This window comes from Crossiella cryophila (genome assembly GCF_014204915.1).
Taxonomy (GTDB): domain Bacteria; phylum Actinomycetota; class Actinomycetes; order Mycobacteriales; family Pseudonocardiaceae; genus Crossiella; species Crossiella cryophila.
The window spans coordinates 8,524,411-8,541,988 of sequence record NZ_JACHMH010000001.1 but is presented as its reverse complement, the minus strand read 5'-3'; the positions used below and the strand labels follow the sequence as shown (position 1 = coordinate 8,541,988).

Annotated in this window: 14 protein-coding genes; 8 read left to right on the top strand and 6 right to left on the bottom strand. The window is 70.6% G+C overall.

The annotated features are described in order from the left end of the window. Positions 1 to 42 precede the first annotated feature (42 nt). Positions 43 to 456, bottom strand: a complete 414-nt coding sequence (locus tag HNR67_RS36680) for a hypothetical protein (RefSeq protein ID WP_185007564.1) — start codon at positions 454 to 456, stop codon at positions 43 to 45. Between the two features lie 64 nt (positions 457 to 520). On the opposite strand from HNR67_RS36680, the gene HNR67_RS36675 reads away from it, so the two are divergent. Then, a complete protein-coding gene (locus HNR67_RS36675; RefSeq protein ID WP_185007562.1) occupies positions 521 to 907 on the top strand; it encodes a VOC family protein in 387 nt (128 codons plus the stop codon). On the opposite strand, the gene HNR67_RS36670 is transcribed toward HNR67_RS36675, so the two are convergent. The 4 genes from HNR67_RS36670 to HNR67_RS36655 are packed head-to-tail and all read right to left on the bottom strand — an operon-like array spanning position 904 to position 4,442. Further along, a complete protein-coding gene (locus HNR67_RS36670; RefSeq protein ID WP_185007560.1) occupies positions 904 to 2,106 on the bottom strand; it encodes an ABC transporter permease in 1,203 nt (400 codons plus the stop codon). The two genes, HNR67_RS36675 and HNR67_RS36670, sit on opposite strands and share 4 nt — an antisense overlap. Next, on the bottom strand, positions 2,103 to 2,786 hold the full coding sequence (locus tag HNR67_RS36665) for an ABC transporter ATP-binding protein (RefSeq protein ID WP_185007558.1): 684 nt from the start codon (positions 2,784 to 2,786) through the stop codon (positions 2,103 to 2,105). The genes HNR67_RS36670 and HNR67_RS36665 overlap by 4 nt, the downstream gene beginning before the upstream one ends. Then, positions 2,783 to 3,889, bottom strand: coding sequence for a peptidoglycan-binding domain-containing protein (locus HNR67_RS36660; protein ID WP_185007556.1), 1,107 nt, complete (start codon positions 3,887 to 3,889; stop codon positions 2,783 to 2,785). The genes HNR67_RS36665 and HNR67_RS36660 overlap by 4 nt, the downstream gene beginning before the upstream one ends. Continuing rightward, positions 3,876 to 4,442: a hypothetical protein gene (locus HNR67_RS36655; RefSeq protein ID WP_185007554.1), complete on the bottom strand. Its 567-nt coding sequence runs from the start codon at positions 4,440 to 4,442 to the stop codon at positions 3,876 to 3,878. The genes HNR67_RS36660 and HNR67_RS36655 overlap by 14 nt, the downstream gene beginning before the upstream one ends. 124 nt (positions 4,443 to 4,566) lie before the next feature. Between HNR67_RS36655 and HNR67_RS36650 the strand changes: the two genes are divergently transcribed. The 3 genes from HNR67_RS36650 to HNR67_RS36640 are packed head-to-tail and all read left to right on the top strand — an operon-like array spanning position 4,567 to position 9,250. Continuing rightward, a complete protein-coding gene (locus HNR67_RS36650) occupies positions 4,567 to 5,274 on the top strand; it encodes a response regulator transcription factor (protein WP_185007552.1) in 708 nt (235 codons plus the stop codon). Next, positions 5,264 to 7,015, top strand: a complete 1,752-nt coding sequence (locus HNR67_RS36645; protein ID WP_185007550.1) for a sensor histidine kinase — start codon at positions 5,264 to 5,266, stop codon at positions 7,013 to 7,015. Before HNR67_RS36650 ends, HNR67_RS36645 begins: the two co-directional genes overlap by 11 nt. 60 nt (positions 7,016 to 7,075) lie before the next feature. Then, positions 7,076 to 9,250, top strand: coding sequence for a M28 family peptidase (locus HNR67_RS36640; RefSeq protein WP_185007547.1), 2,175 nt, complete (start codon positions 7,076 to 7,078; stop codon positions 9,248 to 9,250). 42 nt (positions 9,251 to 9,292) lie between these two features. Here the strand turns inward: HNR67_RS36640 and HNR67_RS36635 are convergent, their stop codons facing one another. Continuing rightward, a complete protein-coding gene (locus HNR67_RS36635) occupies positions 9,293 to 9,736 on the bottom strand; it encodes a DUF6228 family protein (RefSeq protein ID WP_185007545.1) in 444 nt (147 codons plus the stop codon). 99 nt (positions 9,737 to 9,835) lie between these two features. Here HNR67_RS36635 and HNR67_RS36630 point away from each other — a divergent pair, with 99 nt between their 5' ends. The 4 genes from HNR67_RS36630 to HNR67_RS36615 all read left to right on the top strand — a co-directional run bounded on the left by HNR67_RS36630 (position 9,836) and on the right by HNR67_RS36615 (position 17,573). Beyond that, entirely contained in the window at positions 9,836 to 10,180 is a 345-nt protein-coding gene (locus HNR67_RS36630; RefSeq protein ID WP_185007543.1) for a YciI family protein, read from the top strand. A gap of 71 nt (positions 10,181 to 10,251) precedes the next feature. Beyond that, a complete protein-coding gene (locus tag HNR67_RS36625; protein ID WP_185007541.1) occupies positions 10,252 to 11,601 on the top strand; it encodes an MFS transporter in 1,350 nt (449 codons plus the stop codon). 93 nt (positions 11,602 to 11,694) lie between these two features. Further along, entirely contained in the window at positions 11,695 to 13,746 is a 2,052-nt protein-coding gene (locus tag HNR67_RS36620; RefSeq protein ID WP_185007539.1) for a DNA gyrase/topoisomerase IV subunit B, read from the top strand. A 32-nt stretch (positions 13,747 to 13,778) separates the two neighbouring features. Next, complete coding sequence (locus tag HNR67_RS36615) at positions 13,779 to 17,573, top strand: DNA topoisomerase (ATP-hydrolyzing) (protein ID WP_185007538.1); 3,795 nt, start codon at positions 13,779 to 13,781, stop codon at positions 17,571 to 17,573. The last annotated feature ends 5 nt before the right edge of the window (positions 17,574 to 17,578 follow it).

Genomic DNA, 17,578 nt, shown 5'->3' with positions numbered 1-17,578 from the left:
GCCGTTGGCCTTCCCGCCGCCCGCGTCCGGAAACGCCGCCGGTCAGGTGGTACCGCGGGTAGGCCAGAGCAGTGCGAGGAGTCCCAGCGCCGCCGCGGCCCAGGTGGTGCTCGCGATCAGCACTTGGTCGATGACCTCCGGATAGGCGTGCAGGTGCAGCGAGTGGTAGAGCGCGTGCGGCAGGTTGAAGGCCAGGATCGCCGCCCCGGCCCAGCGTGCGGCGGCCGTGGTGGCCATCAGCAGCGCGCCTGTCGCGGTGACGGCCAGGGCCAGGTTGAGGCCGCCGAAGTCGCGCAGCAGGTGCTCGTTGAACGGGCCGTCGGCGGCGACCCAGCCGGTGCGCACGCCGGGGAAGTCGGTGTGGAAGGCGGTGGGCCAGAGCAGGGCCCACAGGCCGACCACGGCGTTGATCAGCGCGGTCAGGACCAGGGCGAGGCGGGTCGGTAGTGGTTGCATGCCCGGTGGACGAGACAGCCCAGCCGGGTGTGACAGACTCGCGCGGCGATCAAGGAGGACAGCCATGCCGCACCTGGGTCTGCTGACCGTGCTGGTCCGCGACTACGACGAGGCCATCCGCTTCTACACCGAGGCGCTGGGCTTCACCCTGGCCGAGGACACCGCGCTGCCCGGCGGCGCGCGCTGGGTCGTGGTGCGGCCGGACGGCGCGGGCCCGACCGGCTTCCTGCTGGCCCTGGCCGCGGATCCGGTGGAACTCGGCCGGGTCGGCGCGCAGACCGGGCAGCGGGTCTTCGCCTTCCTGCACACCGAGGACTTCGCCCGCGACCACGCCCGGATGTCCGCGGCCGGGGTGAGGTTCCTGGAGCAGCCGCGGGTCGAGGTCTACGGCACGGTGGCGGTGTTCGAGGACCTCTACGGCAACCGGTTCGACCTGATCCAGCCCGCCTAGGCGGCGGCGAGGGCCTGGGTGGGGGACAGCCGGGCGGCGCGGGCGGCGGGGTGGATCCCGGCGGCCACGCCGACCAGCACCGCGCCCAGCACGCCCCCGGCGACCGCCAGCGGCGGGATCACCGGCGGCCAGTCCTGGTAGGTCACGTATCCCAGGGTGCCCAGCACGCCGATCACCGCGCCGGCCAGGCCACCGAGGCCGGACAGCGCGACCGCCTCGGTGAGGAACTGGCCGCGGATCTGCCCCCTGGTGGCGCCCAGCGCGCGGCGCAGGCCGATCTCACGGCGGCGTTCCAGCACCGAGATGAACATGGTGTTGGCCACGCCGATCCCGCCGACCAGCAACGCGATCCCGGCCAGGCCGAGGAACAGACCGGAGAAGTTGTTCTGGGTGGCCCGTTTCGCGGCCAGCGCGTCCGAGGGCTTGCCGACCCGGACCAGGCCGGGCAGCTGCGGGTACAGGGTGGCCGGCAGCACCGCGCGCACGTCCTCCATGGCGTCCTCGCGGGCGGTGACGTAGACCACGGTGGGGTGGCCGTCGAAGCCGAGGTGCTCGCGAGCGGCCTGGGCGCCGACGAAGACCGAGCGTTCCAGGTCCGGGTGCAGCGGCAGTTCGCCGAGCACACCGGTGACGCTGAACCAGGTCTGGCCGAGGTAGAGCTGGGGCGCTGGTTCGCCGGGGTGGAGTTCGGTGATGCCGAGCCGGGTGGCGGCCCGGTTGCCCAGCACCACGGTGGGGAAGCGCGCGCCGACCTCGTCCAGGAACCGTCCGGAGTGGACGGATCCGTGCACTGTGGACAGCAGGTCCGGGGTGGTGGCGAGCACGGTGATGCCCGCGCCGTCACTGGGATCGGCGCGGTCGGAGCGGCGGATCACGGCATGGGTGTTGGCGACCGCGGCGCTGCCGGTGACCGGGCCGATCCGGGCGGCCAGCGCGGCGGAGTTGGCGGGCAACAGCACCGGCGGGTCCTGGTTCTGCGCGGGTTCGGCGCGCAGCAGGTTGGTGCCCAGTGCGGAGAGTTCGTCGAGCAGGGCCTGGTGACTGGAGGCCGGCACGCCGGTGACGATGACCGTGGTGGCGATGCCGATCGCGATGCCCAGTGCGGACAGCGCGGCGCGCAGGCGGCGGGTGCGGATGCCGAGCAGGCCCAGCCGCAGGGTGTCGGTCAGGCTCAGCCGCACCGGCCCCTCGCCGCTCACACCGGGCTCCGGCGGTCGGCGATGATCCGGCCGTCGCGCAGTTCCACCTGACGTGGCAGCCCGGCGGCGATGTCCCGATCGTGGGTGATGATCGCGATGGTGGTGCCCTCCTGGTTCAAGGCGCGCAACAACTCCAGCACCGCCCGGCCGTTGGCGGTGTCCAGCGCGCCGGTGGGTTCGTCGGCCAGCACCAGGGCCGGGCGGTTGACCACGGCCCTGGCGATGGCCACCCGCTGGCGTTCCCCGCCGGAGAGCTGGTGCGGCTGGTGATCCACCCGGTGCGCCAGGCCGACCCGGTCCAGCGCGGCCAGTGCCAGGGCGCGCCGTCGCCGACGCGGGACTCCGGCGTAGAGCAGTCCGGTGGCCACGTTCTCCGCCGCGGACAGGCCGTCGACCAGGTGGAACTGCTGGAACACGAAGCCGAGCCGCCGCCCGCGCAAGGCGGACAGCCGCCGGTCGGAGAGCGCGGTGACGTCCTGGCCGTCGATCTCCACCCGGCCGTGCGTTGGCGCGTCCAGGGTGCCGATGATGGTGAGCAGGGTGGATTTCCCGGACCCGGACGGGCCGACGATGCCGAGCAGCTCACCGGATTCCACGGTCAGCGACACCTCGTCCAGGGCCACCACACCACCGGGGTGGATCTTGCTCGCGGCGTGCACGGCCAGCACCGGGGTGTTCACGAGACCGTCACCACGGCCTGGCCCTCGGTGATGCCGGGGCCGCTGATCTCCACCAGTTCCTTGGCGAACAAGCCGGTCTGCACCGGTTTCAGCTCGCCGCCGGGCAACTGCACCGCGTACCCGCCCTCGCGCAGCGCGAGCAGTGCGCCGACCGGCACGGCAAGGACGTTCGGCCGCGCCTCGGCGACCACCCGCACCTGTACCGAGGCAGCGTCCAAATCGGACAGTGCGGCCGGGTCCTTCGGCGTCACCGTGACGGTGAGCTTGGGCTGGGTGTTCTGCCCGCCGGACTCGGCGCCGCCCTGCACCACGGTGCCGACCTGGCTGATGACCGCGGGCACCTCCTTGGTGTCCGGGCGCTGGATCACCACCTCGGCGCCCTGCTTGACCTTGTCCGCCTCGGTGGCGGCGATCTCCACGCTGACCGCCTTGGTGGTGCCGGTGACCTTCAACAGCGGCCCGGTGGCCGGATCGCCGAGCTGCGCGGTGACCATGCCGACCCGGGACGGTCCGGGCAGCACCAGCAACTGTCCGATGTCGACGGTGCCGGTGGCGGGCAGCCCGGCTTTCTGCTGCCACTTCTTCAGCGCGGTGCTCAGCGCGGCGGTGAACACCGCGGGTTTCGCGGACTCGCCGGGGCGGGCGCTGGTCTTGGGCTGGATGCCGATCGAGTAGCCCAGCGCGCGCAGGTTGTCCGCGATCACGGTGACATCGTTGCCGCTCAACGGATCCCCGGCGACCGGGACCTCCAGCTTGCGGAACAACGGGGTGGCGCCGTAGAAGACCGGCACCGGCTGGTCGTTGACCCAGAACAGCGGCTTGCCCCGTTCGGTGCCGTCCCCGCCCGCGGGCAGCCGGGTGACCAGACCGGCGCCCGCGCCCTTGACCACCTGGTCCGCGCCGAAACCCAGGGTGCCGGGGAAGTTCTGGCTGGTGCTCAGTTCGGTGCGCTGCACCTTGACCGTGCGCACCGGCGGACCGGAGGGCTGCGCTGAGGGTGTCCCTTGTGGACTGAGCGTGAACCAGGCGATCCCGCCCGCGGCCGCCAGGGTCACGGCCACCGCGGTCACCGGGAACCAGCGCCGGGTCTCACCTCTTGGCACTGAACGCCTCGATCTTGCAGTCCCGTTCGACCTGGTGCCGCTGCTGCTCGGTGAGCTTGCTCGGGGTGTCGGAGTAGTTCCAGCCGCTGCCGAAGGGTTCGATCGGCACCACCTTGAGTCCCTTGCCGTCCATGCACTTCAGGTAGGCGCGGTAGTTGTCGGTGTACTCCGGGTTCTTCTGGTCCAGCTCCGGCGGCTGCACCGGGATCTTCCCGGCACACGCGGCCTTCGCGGCCTGGGAGGCCGGACTGGTGTCCCGCTGGTCGGGCGAGTCCCCGCCCCGGCCCTCGTACATCTTGTGGCCGTTCTGCTTCAGGCAGGCGCGGTAGACCGCCCAGTACCGCTTCACCTCCTCCTCGGAACTGTCCAGCCGCAACTGCGGGCGCTCGGCCGCGCCGGTCGCGGCGCCGGTGCTGGGTACGGTGGTGGCGGGCGCGCTGTCGCTGGTGGTCAGCGCGGCCACCTGGGCCGGGGGCGGGGCCTCGGGACCGCAGGCGGTCAGCAGGGCCAGCGCGGCCGCGGCGAGCAGCGCGGCGGGGAACAGTCGGGTCATGGCGGACACCGTCGCCGACGATTGTCAGGAACCTGTCAGGAACTATTCGTCATCCGATGGCCTCACCCTGAAGTGGGGCCTGCGCGGGCCGCCGACGGCCGGGGACGCGCCTAGGATCGCCGGTATGTGCGCCCACATCGTGCTCGCCGAGGACGACGAGCACCAGGCCGAACTCATCCGCCGCTACCTGGAACGGGAGCGGCATTCGGTCGTGGTCGTCGGCGACGGGCGCAGCGCACTGGAGGAGGTCCGGCGGCGGCAGCCCGACCTGCTGGTGCTGGACGTGATGCTGCCCCTGGTCGACGGCCTGGACGTGTGCCGGATCCTGCGCGCCGAATCCGAACTTCCGGTGCTCATGCTCACCGCCCGCTCCACCGAGGACGACCTGCTGCTCGGCCTCGACCTCGGCGCCGACGACTACATGACCAAACCGTTCAGCCCGCGCGAACTCATGGCCAGGGTGCGCACCCTGTTGCGCCGCACCGGATCCGGCAGGCCCGAAGTCGACCCGGTGCTGCGGGTGGGCGCCATCGAGATCGACCCGCGCCGCCACCAGGTGCGCTGCGCCGGCGAGCAGGTGGAGTGCACGCCGGGGGAGTTCCGGCTGCTGGAAGCCCTTGCCGCGCAACCGGAACGCGTCTTCACCAGGGAACAGCTCCTCGAACGGCTGCACGGGTTCGACCGGTACATCACCAGCCGCACCATCGACGTGCACGTGATGAACCTGCGCCGCAAACTCGAACCCGACCCACGCCGCCCGGTCCGCCTGGTCACCGTTTACGGCGTTGGCTACAAGCTCTCCGACGACAGCGAGCGCCGCGGTGCGCCGTAGCCTGTTCGCGCGGCTGCTGGCCGCCTCCATCCTGATCGCGGTCTGCGCGGTCGGCGCCACCGCGTGGCTGGCCGTGCGCACCACCACCGTGGCCATCCAACAGGAACAGGGCCGCGCGCTGGCCGACGACGCCCGCGTCTACGACCAGCTCGTCGGCTACGCCGCCACCCACCCCGACTGGTCCCAGGTGGACGGCCTGGTCCGCGAACTCGCCGCGAGCACCGGCCGCCGGATCGCCCTCCTCACCCCGGACCAGAAGTCCATTGTGGACACCGATCCTGGAAAGGAGCTGCCGGTCAAGGCATCCGCGACCATCGACCCGCTGAACCTGGACCGCTCGCTGGCCCCCGGCGCGCCAGGGGACCGGATCGATCCGCGCGCGGTCGGCCCGTTCCAGCTCAGCCCGGCCGAACGGGACGCGCTGCGCCGCTCCGCCGAGGCCGCGCTGCCCTGCGTGCAGACCCGCACCGGCGGCCTGGCCCAGCTGGTCACCAAACCCAACGGGCGCACCCAGATCGAGACGGTCAACCCGCTCAGCGTCAACGGCTGCTCCCAGCTCGCACTGGACCGGGCCCAGCCCACCGAACTGGCCGCGATCGGCAAGCTCAACGAGCTGTTCAACGACTGCCTGACCCGCCGCGGCCTGTCCAGGGCCACCCTCAAACTCGACCTCACCTGGGTCTTCGACCGGCCCGCGGTCAGCGCGCCCAACGGCGGCGAACTGGTGGACAACTGCCTCACCTCCTCCCGCAAGGAACAACTCGACCCGTTCGTGGCCGCCCCCGCCGTGCTCTACGTGACCACCCCCGGCAACACCCCCTCGGCCTCCCTCGACCTGTCCCCGGCCAACCAGACCCGGATCCTCTGGGTGGCCGCGCTGGTGCTGCTGTTCACCGTGGTGATCACCGTGCTGGCCGGACGGCGCCTCGTGCGCCCGCTGCGCGCGCTCACCGGCGCCGCGCAACGGATGAAGGACGGCGACGCCGCCGCACGGGTCCAGGTCACCGGCCGGGACGAGATCGCCCGGCTGGCCGCGGCCTTCAACGAGATGGCCGAGAGCCGGGCGCGGGTGGAGGAACTGCGCAAGGCCATGGTCGGCGACATCGCGCACGAGCTGCGCACCCCGCTGTCCAACATCCGCGGCTGGCTGGAAGCGGCCGAGGACGGCGTCACCCAGCCCGACCAGGCGCTGATCACCTTCCTGCTGGCCGAATCCCGGCAACTGCAACGCATCATCGACGACCTGCAGGACCTGGCCATGGCCGATGCCGGCAAACTGCGCGTGCACCCCGAACAGCTCAGGGTGGCCGACCTGGTGGACACCCTGGTCTCCGCGCACCGCGCCGCCGCCGACGCCGCGGGTGTGCACCTGGAGTCCACAGTGGACGGCGACCCGGAACTCTGGGCGGACCCGGTGCGGCTGCGTCAGGCCCTGGGCAACCTGGTGGCCAACGCGGTCCGGCACACCCCGGCGGGCGGCCGGGTCACCGTCACCGCGCACGCCGAACCCGAGGCGGTGCTCTTCCAGGTCGCCGACACCGGCAGCGGGATCAGCCCCGAACACCTGCCCCAGGTCTTCGACCGCTTCTGGCGCGCGGAGAAATCCCGCAGCAGACAGTCCGGCGGCAGCGGCCTCGGCCTGGCCATCGTCCGCCAGCTCGCCCAGGCGCACGGCGGCACCGTCACCGCCGCCAGCGAACCCGGCGCCGGCTCCACCTTCACCCTGCGATTGCCCCGATAGAACCGGCTCCTCACCGCGGCACAACAAGTCCCTGACATTTCCCGCTTACGCTCCCCGAGCATGCGATCACCCCTCAGACGGCTGCTGCCGGTGCTGCTCGGCGCCGCCGTCGTGCTCACCGGCGTCGCGCCGGCCACCGCCCAGCCAGGCGCCACCGGCGCGGGCGGTGTGCCCACCGTGTCCTATGCGGACGTGCTGCCGCACCTCCAGGCGTTCCAGCAGATCGCCGATCACAACGGCGGCAACCGCGCACACGGCACCCCCGGGTTCAAGCAGTCCCTGGACTACGTCAAGGCCCGCCTGGACCTGGCCGGATTCCGCACCACCGTGCAGAAGTTCCAGCACGACGGCAAGGACGGCTTCAACCTGATCGCCGACTGGCCCGGCGGCGACGAGTCCCGCACCCTGTTCCTGGGCGCCCACCTGGACAGCGTGCCCGAGGGTCCCGGCCTCAACGACAACGGCTCCGGCTCGGCGGCGCTGCTCACCACCGCGCTCACCGTGGCGAGGAAGAAGCTGCCCACCGACCGGCACCTGCGCTTCGCCTGGTGGGGCGCTGAGGAAAGCGGACTGGTCGGCTCGCGGCACTACGTCGGCGGGCTGACCCCGGTGCAGCGGGACCAGATCGAGGTCTACCTCAACTTCGACATGACCGCCACGCCCAAACCGCAGTTCTTCATCGTGATCGACACCGGCACCCCGGCCACCCCGCTGTTCCAGAAGTACTTCAAGGACCGCGGCAAGGACACCTTCGAGGTCGGCGCGGGCGGCGGCTCGGACCACACCGCCTTCCACGAGAAGGGCGTGCGCACCGGCGGCTTCATGACGCCGCTCGACGACTGCTACCACAAGGCCTGCGACACCCTGGCCAACCTCGACCCCGAGGTCGAGACCATGAGCACCAACGCGATGATCACCGCGGTCTGGGGCCTGGCCCAGGACCCGGCCGGGGTCGGCGACCCGTACTACCCCAAGGACGGCAACTCCGGCTACCAGGTCGAGCACTACGACGTGAAGATCGACTACGACCCGGCCAAGCCCGAGGCGCTGACCGGCGACACCACCGTCACGGCCGTCGCCCAGCGCGACCTGGACCTGTTCCACCTGGACCTCAACGGATTCACCGTCGACTCGACCACAGTGGACGGTGCCCAGGCGGGTAACCGGCGTGAGGCCGAGCACGAACTGGTGATCACCCCGAAGCAGCGGATCCGCAAGGGCAGCAAGTTCAAGGTCCGCGTCCGCTACTCCGGCAAGCACGGCACCGAGGGCTGGAATCCGATCCAGGGCGGCGGCTTCAGCGCCAGCGGCGAACCGCACTCGGCCGCCAGCTGGTACCCGGCCAACGACCACCCCTCGGACAAGGCCACCTTCTCCCTGACCGCCACCGTGCCGGAGGGCTGGACCGCGGTCGGCAACGGCAAACCCGGCCAGACCAGCAAGGCCGACGGCCGCAGCACCTTCCACTGGCACGAGGACCAGCCCATGGCCACCTACCTGTCCACGGTCGCGGTGGACAAGTTCACCATGCGCACCAGCACCCTCAAGGACGGCAAGCCGGCGATCTACGCCTGGGGCAGCGGCACCACCCCGGAACCGGCCTCCGAGGCCCTGATGCAGCCGATGCTGGACTACTTCAGCTCGCTCTACGGCCCCTACCCGTTCAGCAGCACCGGCGGCATCATCGTCAACGCCAGCGGCCTCGGCGCCCTGGAGACGCAGAGCCGCCCCACCTACTCCGGCGGCATGTGGGACGCCTCCATGGCACACGAGCTGACCCACCAGTGGTTCGGCAACGCCGTCTCGGTCGCCGACTGGCGCAACGCCTGCCTCAACGAGTGCGTGGCCCAGTACGCCAACCAGCTCTGGGAGGAACACAACGGCGCCGACCTGGACAAGGGCTTCTACCGCGGCGTCGTCGAGGAGAACCGGAACAAGCCCGAGTTCTGGAACGTCCCGCTGTTCGACCCCGGCCCCGGCAAGGAACTGGACCCGGCGCTCTACCACAAGGGCTCGGTGATGATGCACGCCCTGCGCCGCACCGTCGGCGACCAGGCATTCTTCGGCCTGCTCAAGCGCTGGATCCGCGAGAACAACGGCGGCAACGCCACCTGGCTGCAGTTCGAGGCTCTCGCCCAGCAGGTCAGCGGCAAGGACCTGCGCGGCTTCTTCGACGCCTGGGCACACGGCAAGGTGATCCCGGCGGAGAAGTACCTGTACCCGAACGGGAAGTAACTCCCAGGGAATTCTGAACGGCCGTGGTCCGTCCGCGGCCGTTCAGTCCTGCCCGCGATGATCCCCCTGGCCCAGGAACTCCATCAGCTCGGCCACGAACCGGTCCCGGGACCCGCCCTCCAGCACCGTCGTCACCGAGGCCGCCCACTCGCCCTGCGCCGACTTCCGCCACGGCCGCACCGTCCAGGTCAGCCGCATATATCCGCGGCCGTCATATACCGCGCACACGGATATATCGCGATCCGTACTATGCCAGGCCAGTTCACCAGCCCAGCCGGTCAGCTCCAGGCGCTCCAGGAACCGGGGCAGCGCCATCCCGTCCACGTAGTGCGTCACCCCGTGTGCCACCGCGTCCAGTCCCGGCGCGCTCACCCGCACGGCGAACGTCAGCGGACTGTCCAGGGGGTTCGCCGTCACCTCGGCCCCGGCGAAGGTGATCGACACGCGCGGATCCTGGGCGCAACGCAGGATGAGGTCCTCGGACATCGCCGTACCGTAGCCACGATCTCGTCGCCGGTCCTGTCGATTAGCCGCCGGGCCGTTCGTCGTGGGGGAGTACCGGGTTCGCGAGAAAGGACAACGACCATGCAGTACCTGTTGCTGATCTGCCAGGACGAGAGCCGCGCCGACGAGACCTCCGAAGGCTGTGGCACCTGGGGCCAGGACCTGGCCGAACGCGGCATCACCAAGGGCGGCGGCATCCTCCAGCCCAGCTCCGACGCCACCACACTGCGCCTGGGCGCCCAGGGCGAGGTGTTGCTCTCCGATGGGCCGTTCGCCGAGACCAAGGAGCAGATCGCCGGATTCGTCCTGATCGAGTGCGCCGACCTGGACGAGGCGGTCGAGATCGCCAAGGGTCACCCCGGCGCGATCCAGGGCGGCTCGGTGGAGATCCGGCCGCTGTGGGTCGGCGGCATGAACCAGGGCTGACCTGGCGAATCCCCGCACCTGGAGATCCTTCGTCGGCTGACCGGCCGATGCCGGGAACGTAGGGTGGCCGGGTGACCACACTGCGCGAGCCCGCCACCCGCACCGGGTTGCTGACCACGGTCCTCGCGTTCACCGCGCTGGTCACCCTGCTCACCCACACCATGCTCATCCCGGTCCTGCCCGGCCTGCCGGAACGCCTCGGCGCCTCCCCGGCCACCACGAGCTGGCTGGTCACCGTCACCGTGGTGGTCGGGGCGGTGGCCAACCCGCTGCTCGGCCGACTGGCCGATCTCTTTGGCCGCAAACGGGTTCTGCTGCTCGCGGTAGTGGCCTTCGTGCTCGGCTCGCTGCTCTGCGCGCTCACCACCGACCTCACCCTGCTCATCGTCGGCCGCGCGATCCAGGGACTGTCCACAGTGGCCATTCCGCTGGGTATCAGCCTGATCGCCGCGCTGGTCCCCGCCGAGCGGCGGGCCGGCGGGATCGCACTGGTCAGCGCCATGCTCGGGATCGGCGGCGCGGTCGCGCTGCCGCTGGCCGGACTGGTCGCCGACGTCTGGGGCTTCCACGGACTGTTCTGGGTCTGCTTCCTCGCCGGGCTGCCCGCGCTGGCCGCGGTCCACTGGCTGGTGCCCGAGGTCCCTGCCAACGGCGAACGCGCCCCGGTCGACCTGGTCGGCGCCACCCTGCTCGTCCTCGCCCTCACCGCGCTGCTGCTGCCACTGAGCCGCGGCGCCGAATGGGGCTGGGACTCCCCGCTCACCCTGGGCCTGCTCGGCGCCGCCACCCTCGGCCTGGCCGTCTTCGGCCTGGTCGAGTTACGCCGCCGGGCGCCCATCGTCGACCTCCGGCTGGCCGCCCGTGCCTCTGTCCTGCTGACCAACCTGTCCGCGTTCCTCACCGGGTTCGCGCTGTTCGTCAACTTCCTCGGCACCGTCACCGTGTTACAGACCCGGTACGAACTCTCCGTGGTCGCCTCCGGCCTGTACATGCTGCCCGGCGGCCTGCTGATGGCCGCCCTGTCCCCGGTCGCCGCCCGCCTCATCACCCGCCGCGGGGGCAGGTTCACCCTGCTCATCGGCTGCGCCGGGGTCGTGCTCGGCTTCGCCCTGCGACTGGCCTTGGACAGCTCGCTCTGGCACGTGGTGCTGGCCACCACGGTCATCTCCGGCGGCGCCGGCCTGGCCTATTCGGCGATGCCCGCGCTCATCCTGGACGCCACCCCACCGGCGCAGGCCGCCGCCGCCAACGGGCTCAACTCGCTCGCCCGGACGCTGGGCAGCTCGGTCGCCAGCGCCGTCTTCGGCGCCCTCGCGGCCACAGGTGGCCTACCTCTCTTCTTCCTCCTCGGCACGATCGCCGCCCTGCTGGCTACGCTGGTCGTCGCCGTGCCAGTCCGCACCCGGCCCGACATTTCCTGATGGCCGCTCAGGACTGTCGGAGCACCCGGCTAGGCTCAAGTACGGTGTCATGCTGGCGAATCACCTCGTGCCACGATCCGGGAGAACGACCCTGTGACTGCTGAGACCCTTTATGGGGCCGACGACCTGACCCATCTGGAGGGTCTGGAAGCCGTGCGCAAACGGCCCGGCATGTACATCGGGTCCACCGACAGCCGGGGTATCAACCACCTCTTCACCGAGGTCGTGGACAACTCCACCGACGAGGGCATCGCCGGGCACGCGGCCAGGATCGTGGTGACCCTGCACGCCGACGGCAGCGTCCAGGTCGACGACGACGGCCGCGGCATCCCCACCGGGGTGCACGCCAAATCCGGCCTCTCCGGCGTCGAACTGGTGCTCACCCGGCTGCACGCGGGCGGCAAGTTCGGCGGCTCCGGCTACAAGACCTCCGGCGGCCTGCACGGCGTCGGCGCCTCCGCGGTCAACGCGCTCTCACACCGCTTCGACGTCACCGTCAAGCGCGAGGGCAAGGTGCACCAGATGTCCTTCGCGCACGGCGTGCCCGGCGAGTTCGACGGACCCGGCCCCAAGGCCAAGTTCACCCGCGTCTCCGGGCTCAACGTCACCGGCAAGATGAAGCGCAACGAGTCCACCGGCACCTCCATCCGGTACTGGCACGACGCCCGCTACTTCGAGAACGGCGCCGCGCTGGACCGCGAGGCCGTCCGCGGCAAACTGCGCAACACCGCCTTCCTGGTCCCCGGCGTCACCTACGTGCTGCGCGATGTCACCGAGGGCGGCATCACCGAGGAGACCTTCCACTTCCCCAACGGCCTGTCCGACATGGTGGAGTTCCTCACGCCTTCGGGTGACAAGGCGGTCTCGGCGATCATCCACGCCAACGGCGAGGGCACCTACACCGAGAACGCCGCCGACGAGAACGGCGTCATGCGGTCCAAAGTGGAACGCACCGCCCAGGTCGAGGTGTCGCTGCGCTGGGGCACCGGCTACGAGCGCACCGTGGAGTGCTTCACCAACACCATCCGCAACATGCACGGCGGCACGCACCGCCGCGGCTTCGACCGGGCCGCGCTGAAAGCCTTGCAGGAGGCCATCTCCAAGAGCCGTGGCCTGCTCAAGCCCAAGGAGGACCTGCCCCAGCTCGACGATGTGCTCGAAGGCATGACCGCGGTCATCCACGTGCGCATCCCCGAGCCGCAGTTCACCTCCCAGACCAAGGACGAACTCTCCACCGCCGGGATCACCAAGGTCATCCAGAACGTGGTGGAACGGCACATCAAGGCCTGGACCGAGGACAAGCGCAGCAAGGTCGAGGCCAAGACCGTGCTGCAGAAGGTGGTCGACGCCGCCCGCGTCCGGCTCACCCAGAAGCAGCAGAAGGACGCCGCCCGCCGCAAGACCGCGCTCGAGGGCGCGGCCATGCCGCCCAAGCTGGTCGACTGCCGCACCACCGGCGTGGCCCGCAGCGAGCTGTTCCTGGTCGAGGGCGACAGCGCGCTCGGCTCCGCCCGGATGGCCAGGGTCTCGGAGTACCAGGCGCTGCTGCCGTTGCGCGGCAAGATCCTCAACGTGCAGAAGGCCAGCCTGGCCGACACCCTGCGCAACGCCGAGATCTCCAGCATCGTCCAGGTCCTGGGCGCCGGCAGCGGCCGCACCTTCGACCTGACCACCATGCGCTACGGCCGGGTGATCCTGATGGCCGACGCCGACGTGGACGGCTCGCACATCCGCACCCTGCTGATCACCCTGTTCGCCAAGTACATGCGCCCGGTGATCGAGGACGGCAGGCTCTACGCCGCCATGCCGCCGCTGCACAAGATCACCACCAAGGGCCGCAACAGCGAGACCATCTTCACCTTCACCCAGCGCGAGATGGAGAACACCGTCACCAAGCTGGAGAAGGCCGGCAAGCAGATCGTCACCCCGGTGCCCCGGTTCAAGGGCCTCGGCGAGATGGACGCCGAGGAACTCTGGGACACCACGATGAACCCGGCCACCCGCTCGGTCCGCCGCATCACCCTGGACGACGCCGAAGCCGCCGAAGCCGCGCTGGAGCTGCTGATGGGGGAGAAGGTCGAGCCCCGGCGCAACTGGCTGGTCGACTCGGCGGCCAGGGTCGACCGGGCCGCGATCGACGCCTGAGGCGCACGTTTCTTCAGAGGAGCCAGACAGCTATGGCACGCCGCAAGGGCAGCAGCACCACCAAGGTCGACCCGGCCGCCTTCGACCGGGCGGGCGCCCAGGTCTTCGACAACTCCCTCAAGACCGAGATCGAGGACTCCTACCTCGAATACGCCTACTCGGTCATCCACGCCCGCGCCCTGCCCGATGCCAGGGACGGACTCAAGCCGGTGCACCGGCGGATCCTGTTCTCGATGAACGAGCAGGGGTACCGGCCCACGCACGCGTATGTGAAGTCCTCGCGCGTGGTCGGCGACTGCTTCGTCCGGGGCGCGCTGGTGTCCACCCCGGGTGGACTGCGCCCCATCGAGGACATCGAGGTCGGCGAGCAGGTGCTCGACGGCCACGGGCAGGCGGTCCCGGTCACCGCGGTCTATGAGAACCCGCGGTCCGAACTGGTCCGCGTGCGGTGGTCCAACGGCCACACCATGCTGGTGACCCCCGGCCAGCGGTTCCGCACCGTCGGCGCGGACTACGCCATCGGCTGGACCGAGGCCAGGGACCTCGCCGGGCAGCAGACCATCGGCTACGGCCGGGCCCGGCGCGCCACCCTGCCCGGTGGCCACGACGTGTACCCGTACGTCCTGGGCCTTGTGGTCGCCGAAGGCTTCGCCGTGGACCGGGCCAGGGCCGCCGACGGCCGGGTCCGCATCCACATGTGCGACACCGAGCCGATCGACACCCTGCACGGCTGGGCCATCATGAACGGGCTCACCGTCTCCCGTGGCAAGCGCGAGGCCAGGAACCCGAAGCACCGCGACCAGCACGTGCTGACCTTCGCCCGGCACACCGGCCTGCTGGAGGCCGGAACCCCGCTCAGCGATCACAAGTTCGTGCCAGCGAGCGTGCTCGGCGACCGCTCCGCCTGGCTGCCGTTCCTGGCCGGCTTCTTCGACGGCGACGGCTACGTGCGCAAGCGGAACCGGGAGATCGTGCTGGTCAGCACCAGCGAGCAGCTGCTGCGGCAGATGTACTCGATGCTGGCCGACCTCGGCATGCACGGGCACTGGTGGTCGCGGGCGAGCAAGACCGGGCACAAGACGTTGCACGGCCTGTCCCTCGCCGGGCAGGACGCGGCCCAGCTCGCCAAGGCGCTGCTGCCCTGGTCCACGATCGGTTACAAGCAGGACGGGCTCCGGCAGCTGGCCGGGCTGGACTACGCCTACGGCGGCAAGCAGGGCAACGACCGGCTGCCCTGCGGGCCCGTGATCGCCGAGTTCACCGCGGCCCACCAGGGCGGCGGCTGGTTCCGGGACACCGACGGTGTGGCGTTCCGGGCCTCGCTGTCCGCGGTCTCCGGCGCCAAGGTGCGCTACGGCAAGGACCGGCACGGCAACCCGCTCGCCGAGCGCTCATTCCCGTTGTGGCGCGCGGAAACCGACGGCTGGATCGACAAGCTGCGCCGGATCGGCTCCCCGCTGGCGGACCGGCTGGCGGCACTGTCCGGGTTCTCCTTCCTGACCGTGGAATCGGTGGAACCGGTCGACTCCGACACCACCTACGACATCCAGGTCGGCACCGAGGAACACGCCTTCGTCGTCGAAGGCTTCGTCACGCACAACTGCATGGGCAAGTACCACCCGCACGGCGACGTCGCGATCTACGACGCGATGGTGCGGATGGCCCAGGACTTCTCCCTGAACGCCCCGCTCGTCGACGGGCACGGCAACTTCGGGTCCCCGGACGATGGACCGGCCGCCTCGCGGTACACCGAAGCTCGCATGTCCCCGGAGGCGATGCTGCTGGTCAGCGAGCTGCACGAGGACACTGTCGACTTCCGCCCGAACTACGACGGTTCCCTCCTGGAACCCACCGTGCTGCCGGCCGCCTTCCCCAACCTGCTGGTCAACGGCACCTCCGGCATCGCCGTCGGCATGGCCACCAACATGATCCCGCACAACCTCGGCGAGGTCGTGGCCGCCGCGCGCTGGCTGATCAACCACCCGGACGCCACCCTGGACCGGCTGATGGAGTTCGTGCCCGGCCCCGACCTGCCAACCGGCGGCATGCTGCTCGGCCTCGACGAGGTCCGCAAGGCCTATGAGACCGGCCGCGGCGTGGTCCGGATGCGGGCCAAGGTCGAGACCGGTCCGCTGGAGGGCAGTCGCGGGCGGCAGGCCATCACGGTCACCGAACTGCCCTACGGCGTCGGGCCGGAGAAGATCATCGAGAAGATCACCGACGAGGTGAACAAGTCCAAGCGGCTCACCGGCATCGCCGACGTCAAGGACCTCACCGACCGGGAGAACGGCACCCGCCTGGTCATCGAGTGCAAGGTCGGCGTCAACCCGCAGGCGCTGCTCGCCGACCTCTACCGGCTCACCCCGCTGGAACAGTCCTTCGGCATCAACAACCTGGTCCTGGTCGACGGCCAGCCGCAGACCCTCGGGCTCAAGGAACTCCTCGAGGTCTTCCTGGCGCACCGGTACGAGGTCGTCACCCGGCGCACCTCGCACCGCCGCCGCAAACGGCAGGAACGGTTGCACCTGGTCGAGGGCCTGCTGCGGGCGCTGCTGGACATCGACAAGGTCATCAAGCTGATCCGCAACAGCGACAACGCCCAGGCCGCCAAGGACGGCCTGATGAAGCAGTTCAAGCTCTCGGAGATCCAGGCCGCCTACATCCTGGACACGCCGCTGCGCCGCCTCACCAAGTTCGACAAGATCGAACTCGAGGCCGAGCAGGAGAAGCTGGAAGCCGAGATCGCCGAACTGTCCAAGATCCTCGACGACGAGTCGGTGCTGAAGAAGGTCGTCTCCACCGAACTCGCCAAGGTCTCCAAGGACCTCGGCTTCGAGCGCCGCACCGCCCTGATCGACGGCGATCTCAAGGAGGTCCTGGCCGCCTCCAAGCCCGCCGGGCCCCTGGAAGTGGCCGACGACCCGTGCCAGGTGATCCTCTCGGCCACCGGCCTGGTCGCCCGCACCGCCGCCGAATCCGAGGAGTCCTCCGAGGCCCGGCGGCGCAACGGGCGCACCAAGCACGACGCGGTCGCCGCGGTGGTGCACTCCACCGCCCGCGGCCAGGTCCTGCTGATCACCACCCTCGGTCGCGCGTTCAAGACCGACGTGCTGCCGTTGCCGGTGCTGCCCGAGCAGTCCGGCACCGTCTCCCTCTCCGGCGGCATGGCCGCCAGCGAACTCGTGCCCCTGGAGAAGGGGGAGAAGGTCGTCGGCATCGCCCCGCTCGGCGAACAGGCCGGGGACTCGCCTGGCCTGGCCATCGGCACCCGGCAGGGCGTGGTCAAGGTGTGCTCGCCGGAATGGCCGGTCCGCTCCGATGAGTTCGAGGTCATCTCGCTCAAGGACGGCGACGAGATCGCCGGACTGACCTGGCTCGTGGACGGCAGCGAGACCCTCGCCTTCGTCACCAGCGACTCCTCGCTGCTGCGCTACCCGGCCAACCTGGTCCGGCCGCAGGGCCTCAAGGGCGGCGGCATGGCAGGGGTCAACCTGGGCAAGGACGCCAAGGTGGTCTTCTTCGGCGCCATCCGCACCGACGACGACGAGCACGGTGAGCCGATGGTGGTCACCTCCACCGGGCAGAGCGTCAAGGTCACCCCGTTCGCCGAGTACCCGCCCAAGGGCCGGGCCACCGGCGGGGTCCGCTCGCAACGCTTCCTCAAGGGCGAGACGCACCTGCACATGGCCTGGATCGGGCCGCGTCCGGCAGGCGCCAACGGCAGCGGGTCGCCGGTGGAGCTGCCGGAGGTGGACCCCCGGCGGGACGGCTCCGGCCACGCCCACCCCGGTCCGGATGTGGTGGGACACCTCATCGAACGCGACTGAGGCCC